The sequence below is a fragment of the Frigoribacterium sp. AC394 genome (assembly GCF_979258095.1).
Genome location: NZ_OZ409834.1, coordinates 3,041,920 through 3,056,772, shown reverse-complemented (window position 1 = coordinate 3,056,772; position 14,853 = coordinate 3,041,920). Strand labels below are relative to the sequence as shown.

Annotated in this window: 11 protein-coding genes and 1 pseudogene; 5 read left to right on the top strand and 7 right to left on the bottom strand. The window is 72.6% G+C overall.

Annotated elements, in window-relative coordinates; translation table 11 throughout:
- Complete coding sequence (locus ACZZY9_RS14250) at positions 1–2,109, top strand: S9 family peptidase (RefSeq protein WP_463464570.1); 2,109 nt, start codon at positions 1–3, stop codon at positions 2,107–2,109.
- A gap of 113 nt (positions 2,110–2,222) precedes the next feature.
- Here ACZZY9_RS14250 and ACZZY9_RS14245 read toward each other — a convergent pair whose 3' ends face one another.
- Positions 2,223–2,861, bottom strand: a complete 639-nt coding sequence (locus ACZZY9_RS14245) for a CYTH domain-containing protein (protein WP_463464569.1) — start codon at positions 2,859–2,861, stop codon at positions 2,223–2,225.
- 236 nt (positions 2,862–3,097) lie between these two features.
- On the opposite strand from ACZZY9_RS14245, the gene ACZZY9_RS14240 reads away from it, so the two are divergent.
- The gene (locus ACZZY9_RS14240; RefSeq protein WP_463464568.1) at positions 3,098–4,453 is read left to right on the top strand and encodes a maltokinase N-terminal cap-like domain-containing protein; all 1,356 of its coding nucleotides are present in this window, start codon (positions 3,098–3,100) and stop codon (positions 4,451–4,453) included.
- 814 nt (positions 4,454–5,267) lie between these two features.
- Here the strand turns inward: ACZZY9_RS14240 and ACZZY9_RS14235 are convergent.
- Positions 5,268–7,025, bottom strand: a complete 1,758-nt coding sequence (locus tag ACZZY9_RS14235; RefSeq protein WP_463464567.1) for a pyruvate dehydrogenase — start codon at positions 7,023–7,025, stop codon at positions 5,268–5,270.
- An 82-nt stretch (positions 7,026–7,107) separates the two neighbouring features.
- Between ACZZY9_RS14235 and ACZZY9_RS14230 the strand changes: the two genes are divergently transcribed.
- The gene (locus tag ACZZY9_RS14230) at positions 7,108–7,380 is read left to right on the top strand and encodes a mycoredoxin (protein ID WP_055794805.1); all 273 of its coding nucleotides are present in this window, start codon (positions 7,108–7,110) and stop codon (positions 7,378–7,380) included.
- A gap of 121 nt (positions 7,381–7,501) precedes the next feature.
- Here ACZZY9_RS14230 and ACZZY9_RS14225 read toward each other — a convergent pair whose 3' ends face one another.
- From ACZZY9_RS14225 to ACZZY9_RS14215, 3 genes and pseudogenes are all read right to left on the bottom strand, one after another.
- Positions 7,502–7,897, bottom strand: a complete 396-nt coding sequence (locus tag ACZZY9_RS14225; RefSeq protein ID WP_463464566.1) for a VOC family protein — start codon at positions 7,895–7,897, stop codon at positions 7,502–7,504.
- A 119-nt stretch (positions 7,898–8,016) separates the two neighbouring features.
- Positions 8,017–10,150, bottom strand: a pseudogene (locus ACZZY9_RS14220) (DEAD/DEAH box helicase).
- Between the two features lie 306 nt (positions 10,151–10,456).
- A complete protein-coding gene (locus ACZZY9_RS14215) occupies positions 10,457–11,674 on the bottom strand; it encodes a phosphotransferase family protein (protein ID WP_463464565.1) in 1,218 nt (405 codons plus the stop codon).
- Between the two features lie 100 nt (positions 11,675–11,774).
- Between ACZZY9_RS14215 and ACZZY9_RS14210 the strand changes: the two genes are divergently transcribed.
- Positions 11,775–12,872: an FUSC family protein gene (locus tag ACZZY9_RS14210; protein ID WP_463464564.1), complete on the top strand. Its 1,098-nt coding sequence runs from the start codon at positions 11,775–11,777 to the stop codon at positions 12,870–12,872.
- On the opposite strand, the gene ACZZY9_RS14205 is transcribed toward ACZZY9_RS14210, so the two are convergent.
- Both ACZZY9_RS14205 and ACZZY9_RS14200 read right to left on the bottom strand, forming a co-directional pair.
- Positions 12,862–13,605, bottom strand: coding sequence for an esterase/lipase family protein (locus tag ACZZY9_RS14205; protein WP_463464563.1), 744 nt, complete (start codon positions 13,603–13,605; stop codon positions 12,862–12,864). The two genes, ACZZY9_RS14210 and ACZZY9_RS14205, sit on opposite strands and share 11 nt — an antisense overlap.
- 34 nt (positions 13,606–13,639) lie before the next feature.
- The gene (locus tag ACZZY9_RS14200; RefSeq protein ID WP_463464562.1) at positions 13,640–13,981 is read right to left on the bottom strand and encodes a hypothetical protein; all 342 of its coding nucleotides are present in this window, start codon (positions 13,979–13,981) and stop codon (positions 13,640–13,642) included.
- A gap of 298 nt (positions 13,982–14,279) precedes the next feature.
- On the opposite strand from ACZZY9_RS14200, the gene ACZZY9_RS14195 reads away from it, so the two are divergent.
- A complete protein-coding gene (locus ACZZY9_RS14195; protein ID WP_463464561.1) occupies positions 14,280–14,819 on the top strand; it encodes a Dps family protein in 540 nt (179 codons plus the stop codon).
- Positions 14,820–14,853: the final 34 nt, after the last annotated feature.

Here is a 14,853-nt window from a genome sequence, read left to right as displayed (position 1 = left end):
ATGGCTTCCGTCCCCGCGCCCCGCGCTCCGAAGAGACCCGTCACTCGCAGCCACCACGGCCACGACTTCGTCGACGACTACGAATGGCTGAGGGCGAAGGAGGACCCGGAGGTCCTCGCGCACCTCGAGGCCGAGAACGCCCACACGACCGCGGAGACCGCGCATCTCGCGGGTCTCCGCGAGACCGTGTTCGACGAGATCAGGAGCCGCGTCCAAGAGACGGACCTCGGCGTCCCCGTCCGTGAGGGCTCGTGGTGGTACTACTCGCGGACGGCCGAGGGCTCGCAGTACGGCATCCACTGCCGGGCGCCCATCGCCGGCCCGGACGACTGGACTCCCCCGGTCTTCGGCGCCGACCGCCCCGCCGAGGGCGAGCAGGTCCTCCTCGACGGCAACGTCGAGGCCGACGGACACGACTTCTTCTCGCTCGGCAGCTTCGACGTCTCGCCCGACGGCCGACTGCTGGCCTACGCGGTCGACACCGAGGGCGACGAGCGCTACACCCTGCGGATCCGCGACCTCGAGTCCGGCTCCGACCTGGACGACGAGATCGCCGACACCGCCCCGGGCGCCCTCTTCGACGCCACCGGTCGCTACGTCTTCTACCCCACGGTCGACGAGTCGTGGCGCCCCGACACCATCTGGCGTCACGAGGTCGGCCGGGCGGGCGACGACGCCACCGTCTTCACCGAGCCCGACGACCGCTACTGGATCGGCGTGGGCCTGACCCGCAGCCGCCAGTACCTCGTGATCGACATCGGCTCCAAGATCACCAGCGAGACCTGGCTGCTCGACTCGAGCGACCCGACGGGCGAGTTCCGCGTCGTGTGGCCGCGCCGCGAGGGCGTCGAGTACGAGGTCGAGCACGCGATCGTCGCGGGCAGCGACCGCCTCCTGGTCGTCCACAACGACGGCGCCGAGAACTTCGAGCTGGTCGACGTGCCGGCCGACGACCCCACCTCGATAACCGACCGCCGCGTGATCATGCCGCACCGCGCCTCCGTCCGGCTCGAATCGGTCGACGCGTTCGCCGGCCACCTGGTCGTCGAGTACCGTCGCGACGCGCTGCCCCGCTTCGCGGTCGTCCCGCTCGACGCCGACGGCTACGGCGACGTGACCGAGGTCGCGTTCGACGAGCCGCTCTTCGCCGCGGGCGTCGGCGGCAACCCCGAGTTCGCCCAGCCCACCGTGCGGTTCGGCTACACCTCGTTCGTCACCCCGTCGACCGTGTACGACCTCGACGTCCGCACCGGCGAGCGTCGCCTGCTCAAGCGGCAGAACGTGCTCGGCGGCTACGACCCCGCCGACTACGAGCAGTCGCGCGAATGGGCCACCGCGGCCGACGGCACGCGCGTGCCCGTCTCGCTGGTCTGGCGCCGTGACGCCGTGCCGACCTCGGGCCCCGCGCCCGTCCACCTCTACGGCTACGGCTCGTACGAGCACAGCATCGACCCGGGCTTCAGCGTCGCCCGCCTGTCGCTGCTCGACCGCGGCGTCGTCTTCGCCGTGGCGCACGTGCGCGGCGGCGGCGAGATGGGTCGCGCCTGGTACGAGGGCGGCAAGACCTTGACGAAGAAGAACACGTTCACCGACTTCGTCGACGTCGCCGACCACCTCATCGCCGAGGGCCGCACCACGCCCGAGCTGCTCGTCGCCGAAGGCGGCAGCGCGGGCGGCCTGCTGATGGGCGCGGTCGCCAACCTCGCGCCCGACCGCTTCGCGGGGATCGTCGCCGCCGTGCCCTTCGTCGACGCGCTCACGAGCATCCTCGACCCCGATCTGCCCCTCACGGTGATCGAGTGGGACGAGTGGGGCGACCCGCTGCACGACGCCGAGGTCTACGAGTACATGCGCGGCTACAGCCCCTACGAGAACGTGCGCGAGGGCGTCGCCTACCCGCGCATCCTCGCCGTGACCTCGCTCAACGACACCCGCGTGCTCTACGTCGAACCCGCCAAGTGGGTCGCCCGGCTGCGCGACGTCGGCGCGCCCGTGCTGCTGAAGACCGAGATGTCGGCCGGGCACGGCGGCGTGAGCGGTCGCTACGAATCGTGGCGCGAGCGCGCCGTCGAGATCGCGTGGATCCTCGACGTGCTCGGTCGCGCGTAGGCCGCCGACCCGAGCATGCCGGCCCGACCCGCGGACTCCGAGGAGGCGCGGGTCGGCCGAGCGGGCGGACTCCGAGGAGGCGCGGGTCGGCCGAGCGGGCGGCCGCCGCCAGGTCAGCCCTCGGTCCCGAGGCCCCTGGCCAGCTTCGACCGCGACGACGAGACGACGGCCCCGGCGGCGAGGACACGCTGCTCGACCGCGTCGAGCAGACCCTCGCCCGGCTCGCCGTCGACGCCCGGCGCGAGCTCGACCTCCCACTCGCGCCAGCGACGCTCGGCGCCCGACGCGAGCCGCGTCGCGGTGACCACGTCGTCGGCGACCTCGGCGAGGGCCGAGTCGTCGCCTGCCAGCAGCATCAGCACCGAGCGGGTCGTCGCCAGCCGGAGCACGGGGCGCACCGCGCGCCCGCCGAGCACGCCCTCGACCAGGGTCAGCAGGTCGTCGGGCACCGGCTCGTCGGCGGACCCGAGCGGCCAGTGCACCTCACGGCGGCCCGTCGTGCCGGCCTGCGGCGGCAGCTTGAGGTGCCAGCCCTCGTCGCCTCCGCCCTCGCGCCTCCTGAGGGTCGTCCGGGCGGCGACGAGCACGTGGTCGTCGGTGTCCCAGTAGGTCGCCACCAGCTCGACGGCGGGTCGCGGCTCGGTGCGCCCGACGACGAGCCCTCCCCCGGCGACCCCGCCCAGGTCGGGGACGACGGTCGCCTGGTCGACGTCGTACTTGCGCTCGATCTCGGTCTGCTCGGTGCGGCTCATGCCTCCAGTTGTAGCCGGTCGCCGGGTCGGGGGCGACCGATCCGCCGCGCGAGGGAGTCGGGACGACGTCGTCGAGCCGCGCGCGCCTCCTCGGGGGCCCTCGCCGCACCGGCTCGCGCCGCGCCTCCTCGGGGGCCGGCCCGCGCCTCTTCGGGGCTCGCGCCGCGCCTCCTCGGCCGGGCCTCCTCGGGGGCTCGCGCCGCGCCTCCTCGGCCGGTCGGGCGTAGGGTCGTCGCATGAGCGACGTGGCACCGAGTCTTGCCGGATGGATGGCGCGACAGCGCTGGTACGCGACGAAGGGGCGGACGCCCGCGTTGCGGGTCATCGGGTCGTACGAGTCCGATCTCGGCGACGCGCTCGCCCTGACGCTGCTGATCATCGACGAGGCCGGTGACACCCCCGTGCTGTACCAGGTGCCGCTGGTCAGCCGCGACGCACCGCTTCCCGGCGGCGACGCGGCCTTCATCGGCTCGGCCGACGGCCGCTACCTCTACGACGGGCCGCACGACCCCGCCTACGCCCGCGAGCTGCTCCGCACGATGACCGACGAGGCGCGCATCGACGGCGCCGACGTCTCCGTCGAGGGCACCCGCATCGTCGACCCCGGCACGGTGCGACGCTCGCGCGTGCTGTCGGGCGAGCAGTCGAACACCTCGATCATCTACGACGTCGAGGGCGGACCGGTCGAGCACGTGATCGCCAAGGTCTTCCGGGTGCTGCACCACGGCGACAACCCCGACGTCACCACCCAGGCGTCGCTGACCCGCGGCGGCTCGACCCATGTGCCGTCGTCGTTCGGTTCGCTGCGCGCCACCTGGACCGACCCGGGCCGCGACGGCGGAACCGCCACCGGTCACCTCGCGTTCTCGCAGGAGTTCCTGCCCGGGCTCGACGACGCCTGGCGCGTCGCGCTCGCGGCCGCGGCGGCCGGCACCGACTTCACCGCCGAGGCGCACGCCCTCGGAGTGGCCGTCGCCGAGATGCACGCCACCCTCGCCGTCGAGCTCGGCAGCGTCGCCGCGGGGCCCGACGAGATCGACGGCGCCCTCGTCAGCATGCGCCGACGCATCGCCACGGCGGCCCGCGAGGTGCCCGAGATCGCCGAGCACGAAGCCGCCATCTCGCGCGTCTACGACGCAGCCGGTCATCTCGCCTGGCCCGACCTGCAGCGCATCCACGGCGACCTGCACCTCGGACAGGCGCTGCTGTCGCCCGAGCGCGGCTGGATGCTGATCGACTTCGAGGGCGAACCGCTGCGGCCCATGCCCGAGCGCTCGCGCCCCGACCTGCCGATCCGCGACATCGCCGGGATGCTGCGCTCGTTCGACTACGTCGCCGGATCTCTCGCCCACGAGTCGACGCCGGTCGACGCCCGCGAGTGGGCCCACGACGCCCGGAAGGCCTTCGTCGACGGCTACATCGCGTCGTCCGGTGTCGACATCCGTGCGGCCCGCGCGCTGCTCGACGCCTTCGAGATCGACAAGGCCGTCTACGAGGCGATCTACGAGAGCCGCAACCGGCCCGACTGGATCAGCATCCCGCTGACCGCGGTCGCCCGCCTGGCGGCGCGGAGCACGCCGGCCGTCGGCTGACGGTCGCGCTGGCCGGGCCGGTCGGGCCTGCGGGGTCTGCCGCATCTGCCGCGCCTGCCGGGAGCCGGGTCTGAGGGGATCCGGGTCTCTTGCAGGCTGGCACCGCGCCTCCTCGGCGTGCCAGACCCGGCTGGCACCGCGCCTCCCCCGCGTGCCGAACCCGACCGGCACCGCACTTCCTCGGCGTGCCGAACCCGACCGGTACCGCACCTCCTCGGCGTACCGAACCCGACCGGCACCGCACCTCCCCCGCGTACCAGACCCGACCAGAGTTGGCCGACACGCCGGTATCAAGCGGCTCTGCGCCACCGATTCGCCCGGTTCGGTCGCGAATCGCACCGGTGCGGGGGCGAGCTTCGGCCGAGCCGAGGAGGCGCGGCGATGGTCCCAGCCTCCTGACGCACTCGACGAGGTGACGCGAAGCGGCGCCTCGGCCCGCCCGAAGCGGCCTTTCGAGTCACCTCGATGCACAGGGGCCGCGGCCCCCGAAACGAGGTGACGCGAAAAGGCGCCTCTGAGCCCCGGAGGGCCCGATTCGAGTCACATCGATGGGGGCGGGGGGGGGAGCACGGCGCGCGGGGCGGCGCGGGGCGCGGGGCGGCGCGGGGCGCGGGGCGGCGCGGCGCCTCGGCTCCCCCACGCCCGTTCGAGTCACCTCGATGCGCTGGGGCCACCTCCCCCGAAACGAGGTGACTCGAAACAGCGCTTCGACGCCCCGAAGGGGCCGTTTCGAGTCACCTCGACGCGCAGGGGCGCGCGGCGCGGCGCGCGGCGCGGCGCGGCGCGCGGCGCGGCGCGCCCTGGCGCGCGGCGCCTACGGCCGGGGGATGTTCCGGAGGTTCGACCGGGCCATCGCCACGGCCTCGCCGGCGCCGCCGTTCATGACGATCTTCGACAGGGCGAGCGAGAACCCCTTGACCTGAGCGCCGCTGATCGTCGGCGGCAGAGACAGCGCCTTCGGGTCGGTGGCGATGTCGACGAGGGCGGGTCCGTCGTGCTCGAACGCCGCCTCCAGTGCCGTGCGGAGGTCGCGCGGGTCGTCGACGTGCACCGCGTGGATGCCGATCGCCCTCGCGACGGCCGCGTAGTCGGTGTACGGCACGTCGACGCCGAAGTCGGGCAGCCCGTCGACCAGCATCTCGAGCTTGACGAGGCCCAGCGTGCTGTTGTTGAACACGACGATCTTGACCGGCAGCCGGTACATCTGCGCCGTGACCAGCTCGCCCATCAGCATCGACAGTCCGCCGTCGCCCGAGATCGACACGACCTGCCGCTCGGGGAACGCCATCTGCGCTCCGAGCGCGTGCGGCAGCGCGTTCGCCATCGACCCGTGCAGGTACGAGCCGAAGATGCGTCGCTCGGGCGTCGGGGTGATGTACCGGGCGGCCCAGACGTTGCCCATGCCGGTGTCCGCGGTGAAGATCGCGTCGTCGGCGGCGACCTCGTCGACCAGAGAGGCCGCGTACTCGGGGTGGATCGGCCGCATCCCCTCGACGTCCTTCGTGTAGGCGCCGACGACGCCCGACATCAGCCGGTCGTGCTTCTTGAGGGTCTTCTCGAGGAACCTCCGGCTCTTCTTGCGGCGGAGGAGGGGCATGAGCGCACGGAGGGTCGGCGCGATCGCCCCGTGGACGGGCACGTGCACGTCGGCCCGACGACCGATCACCTCGGCCTTGACGTCGACTTGCGCGATCGTCACCTCGTCGCCGTCGGGCAGGAACTGCGGGTACGGGAAGTCCGTGCCGAGCAGCACGAGCAGGTCGGCGTCGTGGATGCCCGCGTGGGCCGCCCCGTAGCCGAGCAGCCCGGTCATGCCGACGTCGAACGGGTTGTCGTACTGGATGACGTCCTTGCCGCGCAGACTGTGCCCGATCGGCGCGCCGATCAGGTCGGCGAGCTCGATGATCTCGTCGTGCGAGCCCCGGCCGCCCTCTCCGACGAACAGCGCCACCGTCTTCGCCCGGTTGATCGCGTCGGCCAGAGCCTCGACGTCGGCTGCGGCGGGGACGAGCTCGGCGGCACCGACGGTCACGGGGGTGGGCACGCGACCGGCGGCGTCCAGCTCGGCGATGTCGCCGGGCAGCGTGATGACGCTGACTCCCTCGCCCGCCAGGGTGTGGCGGATCGCCGATGCGACGACACCGGGCGACTGCGGCGCCGTCGAGATCATCTCGCTGTAGCCCGAGCACTCGACGAAGAGCCGGTCGGGGTGGGTCTCCTGGAAGTACCCCGAGCCGATCATCGAGCTCGGGATGTGACTCGCGATCGCCAGGACCTTGGCCCGGCTGCGATGGGCGTCGTAGAGGCCGTTGATCAGATGCAGGTTGCCGGGGCCGCACGACCCGGCGCAGACGGCGAGCTCGCCGCTCATCTGCGCGTCGGCGGAGGCCATGAACGCGGCGGCCTCCTCGTTGCGGACGTGCACCCAGTCGATGCCGCCCTTCGCCGATCCCCCGGTCCGCCGGACGGCGTCGACGATCGGGTTGAGGCTGTCGCCGACGATGCCGTAGATGCGCCGGACCCCGGCGGAGACGAGCTGGGCGATGATCTGGTCGGCGACCGTGTCGGTCATGGGGTTCCTCCTCGTGGTGTGCTGATGCGGCTCCCAGCCAACTCCCCCGCCGTTCACCGCCGACCAGGCTTAGGCTCGGATCATGAGTGACACCGCCACCGCCTACGTCCCCGCCGCCGGATCGATAACGATGTTCAGCACCTCGTGGTGCGGCTACTGCGCCCGTCTCAAGCAGCAGCTCGGCAAGCAGGGCATCGCCTACACCGAGGTGAACATCGAGGAGGTGCCCGGCACCGCCGAGATCGTCCAGAGCGTCAACGACGGCAACCAGACGGTGCCGACCATCATCTACCCCGACGGCTCGACGGCGACGAACCCCTCGCTCGCCGACGTGCAGGCGAAGCTCGGACTGTAACCGCGCCTCCTTCGTCCTCCCGACGACCCGACGGCTGCCCCGCATCGATGCGAGGCAGCCGTCCGTCGTTCCGCAGGCGGACCCGACCGGAGCCGAGGAGGCGCGGTGCGGGCCGTGCGGATCAGCTCTGCGCGCGCGGGGCGAAGAACTCGATCTGGTTGCCGTCAGGGTCCTTCACCATGAGGGCGTGACCGAAGTCGGCGTCCTGCAGGTCGGACTCGATGCCGACGTCGGTGGCCTGCTGCTGCCAGGCGACGACCCCGTCGCGGTCGGCGACGGCGAGACCGATGTGGTCGAGCCCGGGGGTGGTCGGGTTCGAGACGTCGGCCGAGCCGTGCGTGTAGGCGGTCACGCCGAGGATCTGCCCGTTGCCCACCGGGAACAGGTGGCGGTCGAGACCGTCGAGCTGGATGCGTCCGACGGGCTCGGCGCCGAGGAGCTTCTCGTAGAACGGCAGGCTCGTGTCGAGGTCGGACACGGTGATGGCGACGTGGGCGTAGCCCTGGATCTCGGGCATGGTGTGCTCCTAGGGGTCGAGTGCGGGTTCAGGCCCCACTGAACCCGCGCTCTCTGGGAGGCGCCCCCCGCACTGCGCGCAGGGGACAGCGACCGGCTCGCTGCCGGTCGCACCACGCGTCAGCCGCCGAGGGCCTCGGTCAGCATCGCGATCAGGGCGTCGAGCTGCACGTCGGTCGACGCCGAGAGCTCGCTGTCGTCGCCGTCGAGGGCCCGGGCGGCGAGCCCGGCCTTGCTGTCGATCAGCTCGGCGATCTTGGTGTCGATCGTCTGGGCGGCGATGACGCGCCACGCGGTGACCGGCTCCTCCTGGCCGATGCGGTGCACGCGGTCGATGGCCTGCGTCTGCTCGGCGTCCGTCCACGACAGCTCGGCGAGCACGACGTTCGAGGCGACCTGCAGGTTGAGCCCGACGCCGGCGGCGGTCAGCGAGCAGACCACGACGGCGACCTCGGGGTCGTTCACGAAGGCGTCGATCTGGCGCTGGCGCACGGCCGGCGTCTGGTCGCCGCGGATCGAGGCGTACTTGATGCCGCGCTTGGCGAAGGTCGCCTCGGCGGTGTCCATGACGTCGATGTGCTTGGCGAAGAAGACGACCTTGCCGACGTTCCGTGCCAGCTGGGCGGTGTAGTCGGCGGCGAGCCCGGCCTTCGCCTGCCCGATGCGGCGCACCATGCTGAAGACGTTCTCGCCCGACGACGACGAGCGGCTGTCTTCGAGCTTCCCATCGGGCGACCTGGCGGACGAGGTCGTGGTCGACGCCGTCGACGCGGACGCCGGAGGTGCGGGTCGACAGGGCGGACCGGTACCGCTCGACGAGGCGGCGGGCCAGCTCGCGCTCCGCCTCGCGGATCGAGCGACCGACCTCGTCGTCGAGCTCGACGGGCAGGTCGGCGACGCGGCGGGCCGGGATGTCGGCAGCGACGTCGACCTTGCGGCGGCGGACGATGCCCATGTCGATGACGATCTCGCGGGCCGACGAGAAGAAGCCGGGGTCGGCCGGGGTGAGACCGGCGTCTTCGAGGCGTTCGAGCAGCTCGGCGTTCGGCTTCTTCTCGCCGATCCAGCCGAGGAACTCCCAGATGGCGCGGAAGTCCTCGATGTCGTTGATCAGGGGCGTGCCGGTGAGGGCCATCAGCAGCGGGTGGGCCGTGCGCTGACGGATGCGCTGCGACAGCTGCATCACGTGGCGGGACCGCTGCGACTCCTTGTTCTTGATGAAGTGGGCCTCGTCGACGATCATGCCCTTGAAGCCGAGCTCGCCGAGCCAGCCGACGTGGCGGTCGAGCACCTCGTAGTTGACGATGACGACGTCGGCGAACGCGTCGAGGTTCTCGCCGTCGCCGTGGATCACGGTGGCGCTGCGCGTCGGGGTCCAGAGCTGGACCTCGCGGGCCCAGTTCGTCTTCACGACGTTGGGGACGACGACCAGCAGGGGGTAGGCGTCCGCCGCCTGCGCGGCGAGGAGGGCCTGGGCGGTCTTGCCGAGACCCGGCTCGTCGGCCAGCAGGTAGGTGCGGTGACCCTGTCGGGCCGACTCGACGAGCTGCGCCTGGTGCTGCATCAGCGTGGCGCCGGCCGGGGCGTCGACGGTGGTGGGGTCGGGCAGCGGCATGCAGGCGGGGCCGCCGCCCGCGCCGTACTCGAACGACTTGAAGAGGGGGCCGAAGAGCTCCCAGTTGGCGAGTCGCACGGGGTGCGCCTCGCGGGCCACCTCGGCCAGCGAGAAGTCGGGCGGCAGGAACGGGTTCGCCAGCTGACGCGAGATGACCGACTGCGGCACGACCTGACGCTCGGAGGCGACGGGGGCCGGGGCCTTCTCGGTGACGATGACGAGCTCTTCGGGGGCGAGCTCGAGACCGGCCGACATCTGCAGGTCGCGTTTCAGGGCCTTGGCGGTCTCGGAGACGACGGCCTCCTCGGCGAGGAGCGCGATCAGCGACGTGTCGCGGGCCGCGGTCTTGGCGAGGATCTGCGCGACGCCGTCGAGGCGCTTCATCTGCTCGGCGCGTTCGGAGTCGCTGATCGCCTTGTCGACCTTGACACGCGCGCGCTCCTCTCGCATGAGCAGCGCGACGACCTGGAACTTGGTGCGCGACGAGGGCTTCACCTGGCCCCGCTGGGCCGCGGCCTCGACCTCGCGCACCGCGCGGGCCAGGACGGGGATCAGCCCGTCGTTGTCGACCTCGCGGCGACGGTTCGAACGGGTGGCGGTGCGTGTTCCGCCCGATTGACGTTGGCCTGGTCGAGCCAAGGCTCCTCCTCGTGGTCGACGCGGGCGTCGACGGTGCTGTGTCGTCGTGGCGACGACGGTGCGAGCAGGTCGGCGCCCGATGCGCGCGACCGTGCCCGCGGTGGGGCTGGACGTGGATGCAGCTGTGGTGTCCGTAGAGAGACGGGTCACCACGCCCCGACGGTACCGACGGGCACGAGCGGACCGGACGAGGACGGGGCCTCGTGGCGGGCCGGGTCGGTCGACGACGCGGGCGGTGATGCTGCGGTCAGTTTACGCGCACGCGGGCGGCCGACGCCACCCGCGCCTCCTCGTGTGTCGCGACGGTCAGTCGCCGGCGTCCGACTCGGCGGCCGGCAGCCGCAGAGCGCCGACGGCGGCGGCGATCAGCTGCACGGCCTTGCGGCGACCGGTCTCGGTTCCGAGGGTCGCCTGTCCGCCGGCGTGGGCGAGCAGCTGCGAGGCGACGGCCGGCGCCAGGCGCTCGGCCCACTGCGGCACGCGGTCGCTCCAGACGCGGGCGACCTCGTCGGCCAGGCGCTCGCAGGCGCGGGCCTCGGGTTCGTCGCCGTTGCCGCGGTGCCACTGGCCGGTGACGACGAGGTGCGCGACGAGCGCCGCCGCGTCGCGGGCAGGGTGACCCACCCCGGCCGTGTCGATGTCGAGCACGCCGGTGACGCGCCACGGCTCGGCCGGGTCGACGAAGAGCTGCTCGAGATGGAGGTCGCCGTGGATGACCGTCAGCGGATCGCCGACCCAGCTCGCCCGGAGCCGGTCGATCTCGGCGTAGACCGCGTCGATCTCGGCGGCCCGCCGCGGCAGCTGCCCGAGCAGCGTGGCGCGGTGCCAGCCGCCGTGGTCGAGCGCGTCGGACTGCGCGGCCGCCACCACCGGCACCGTCGCCGTCAGGCGCCCGATCTCGACGAGCTGGTCGACGAAGCGCGGGTCGTCGGCGAGGGCGAGCACATGCCGCCCCGCCGGCTCGCCGGGCACCCGCTCGAGCACGAGCAGCCCGTCGGCGCGTGAGGCGAGCACGGCCGGCACCGGGACGCCGCTGCTGCGGAACGCCGCGTGCAGGTCGACGATCGGGGCCACGCGATCGGGGCGGATCACCTTGAGGAACAGCGTCGTCTCGGCGGAGTCGAGCCGGATGACGGCGCGCTTGCCCGGTCGGTAGGCCGCGACCGTCAGCGTCGGCGACGTCACGACGATGCCGAGGGCGGCGAGCGACTCGACCACGCGGTCGGGGAACGTGACGCCGGCGAGCGCGGGCAGCATCGGGTCGGCCGGGTAGGCCCAGACGGCGAGGGGCCGCCCGGTGCCGGGGTCGGTGGCGAGCACCGACGAGCCGTCGGCGGCGCGGGCGTCGGTGTCGATGAAGGTGAGCACGGTGGCGGTCGCGCCGAGGGCGTCGACCGTGTCGACCTCGTAGCCGTAGAGGAACCCGGCGCCCGAGGGCTCGACGGAGTGCGGTCGGAACGAGACGACGGTCACACCGGAGTTCGCGAACGCTGCAGGGAGGATCTCCGCCGAGTTGGGCCACACCCCGTCAGTGAACCAGCCCGCGCGACGAGCACCGTGCGCGCAGGGCCGCGGGGTGATCGAATCGTGATGGACCGCTCAGCGCGATCGGTAGTCTGGGCCCGTGCCGTCCCGTCGCGTGAGACCCCTGCCGAGGGGGTTGCCGCGCATGGGAGTGGCGTCGCGCATCCGCCAGTCGAAGCGGACGCCCCTGCTGCAGGTCGTCAAGACGTCGGCGGCGGTCATCGCCGCCTGGTTCGCCTCGGTGGCCCTGCTGCAGCAGCCGCTGCCGATCTTCGCCGCCATCGCCGCGCTGCTCGTGGTGCTGCCGAGCGTCAACCAGTCGTTCGTCCGCGGTCTCGAGCGGAGCGTGGGCGTCATCGCCGGGGTGCTGATCGCCTTCGCCGCCGGTCTCGTCTTCGGCGACGCGACCTGGATCGTGCTCGTGATCGTCGTCGTCAGCCTGCTGGTCGCCTGGGCGTTCCGGCTCACGCCGAGCTCGGCGAACCAGGTGCCGATCTCGGCCATGCTCGTGCTCGCCATCGGCGCGCAGACCCCCGACTACGCGCTCGACCGGGTGCTCGAGACGATCATCGGCGCGGCGATCGCCCTCGCGGTGAACGCCCTGATCGTGCCGCCGGTGCTGCTCGCGCCCGCTCACCTCGCGGTGGGCCGTCTCGCCCGCGACATCGCGTCGGTGCTCGACGAGACCGCCGCCGTGCTCTCCGAGCCGGTCGACTCGGCGCGGCTGCGGGCGGGACTCGACGACGCCCGTGCGCTGCGCGCCGCCCAGGCCCGCGCCTCCTCGGCGGTCACGGCCGGTGTCGAGAGTCTGCAGCTCAACCCCCGGGCCAGCCGCAACCGCTCGGTGCTCGAGGCCGACGGGGCGCTGCTCGACCGCCTGACCGTGCTGGTGAACCGCGTGGTCGGCATGGTCCGCTCGGTGCACGACAACTACGACCCGGGTCTGGCGGACGACCCCGTGGTGCAGAGCATCGCCGAGGACCTCCGTCGCGCGGCGCACGACGTCCGCCTCCTGGCCCGGACCACCGAGGAGGCGCGCCCGGCCGACACGGGCCGGCCCGCCTCGTCGACGCCGCCCGACGACACCCCGGCGCTGACCTCGCCGGTGCAGGTGCTCCGCCCCGACCCCGACAACTGGGTTCTGGTCGGGTCTCTGCTGGAGGACCTCCGCCGCGTGCGCGAGGAGATCATCGGCTGACCGGCGCCGCGCCTCCCTCGGGCTCGCCCTGCACCGCTCGGATGATGAGCGCCTGGCACCGCGCGTTCCCGAGCGGGCGGAAGTGCCCGTCGACCGGGAACTCGAGGTTGGTCGCACCGGGCAGCACGCTGCCCTCGGTGACGTGCGCGTCGAACCGCGACGCCATCGAGGTGATCCGCGCGTTCGCGTCGACCTGGTCGGCGAGGCGGAGGAGGGCCGCGTCGCGCGGCGAGAACGCCCGCAGCGCCGGATTCGGCAGCACCGTCGACCACCGCGTGCCCGAGAACGGGCTGTTGACCGTCACCATGCGGGCGATGCGCCGGTCGACGTCGGTCGAGACCATCATGGTCTTTCCGATCAGACCGCCCTTGCTGTGACCGAGCACGATGACGTCCCGGAGGTCGTGCGCGTCGAGCACCGCCTGCGCCGCCTCGGCGGTCGTCGCGATCGGACGCCGGTTGTGGCGCATCCCCGGCACGACGACCACCGGATGCCCCAGGGCGTTCAGCCGATCGGCGACCGGACGGAGGAACCGCCACGTCTCGTAGACGCCCGGCAGCAGCAGCACCGGGGCCCGATCGCCCTCGCGGTAGGCCCGGGGGACGGACCGCTTCGACGGCGGGTCGAGATGGACCCGCCAGACGAAGACGTAGTCGAGCACGAGGCACCGGACGAACCGGCGGAGACTCACCCGGCGTCGCCCCGGCCGTTCACGGGAGGGGACGTCGGTCATGAGCTCAGGCTAGGCGCGGCGGTGGGCCAGCGCCTCAGAGCTGGCCGAGCAGTTCGCTCTCGGAGCAGGCGAGGCTCTCGACGATCTCGACCGACATGGCCAGGGCGGCGTCCCATTTGCTGCAGATGCTCGCCCACGGCGGCGGGAAGCGCGCGGCGTCGTGCAGCAGCTGCAACGCGAAGTCGCCGTGCCCGGCCCGGGCGGCGGCGCTCGCGGCGTCGGGCAGCGACCCGACGATGCTCCGCACGACCAGCACGCGGTGGTCCCACTCCATCAGCTCGATGTCGTCGAAGGCGCCCCAGGCGCTCTCGATCTCGCGACGGAGTCGGACGATCTCCGTCGACTCCGCGGCCGTGACCGTCGTCCTCGCAACCATGCGCCCCCCTCTAGGCCTGACCGACCCGACTCCGCGGGCCCATCGATGTCGTCCGATGCCGACGGGTATCGACTCGTCCGCTATCGAGAAGCTATCACCCGCGCTCGGAGCTGGGAACCGGTTCCCTCACCGCCCCTCCCCCCAGAACTGGGAGCACGCCGCACATCACCCCGGGGTCGTCCCCCGCAATCTGAGAGGACCCGGCCCCGGGGGTCTATCGTCCACGACGCACCCACCGGTGCGATGCACCCGCCGGTGCACAGACTCCGAAACGAACCCACGACGAACGGGAGACATCATGTTCCAGGGATCCGACACCCTCCGCGACAACATGCAGAAGGTCCTCGTGGACCTCATCGAGCTGCACCTCCAGGGCAAGCAGGCCCACTGGAACCTCCTCGGCTCGAACTTCCGCGACCTCCACCTGCAGCTCGACGAGATCGTCGACGCGGCCCGCGAGTTCTCCGACGAGGTCGCCGAGCGCATGCGCGCCGTGTACCTCATCCCCGACGGCCGCTCGGCGGTCGTCACGAAGAACACCAGCCTCGAGGAGTTCCCCGCCGGGCCCGTCGAGACCACCGCCGTCGTCGACCTGATCGTCGACCGCATGTACGCCGTCACCGAGACGATGCGCACCGTGCACGACGAGATCGACGACGAGGACCCGACGACGGCCGACGTGCTGCACAGCATCCTCGAGCGCCTCGAGCAGCTCGCCTGGATGACCGGGGCCGAGAACCGCCACCCCGAGAAGGACGCCCGCACGCCCAAGACCCGCGATCGTGACGAGTCGGCCGCGGCCGAGGGTCTCGACCGCGTCGGCGCCATCGCCAACTGACCCGACCACCCCCTGACGGCACCGTCCTGGACCG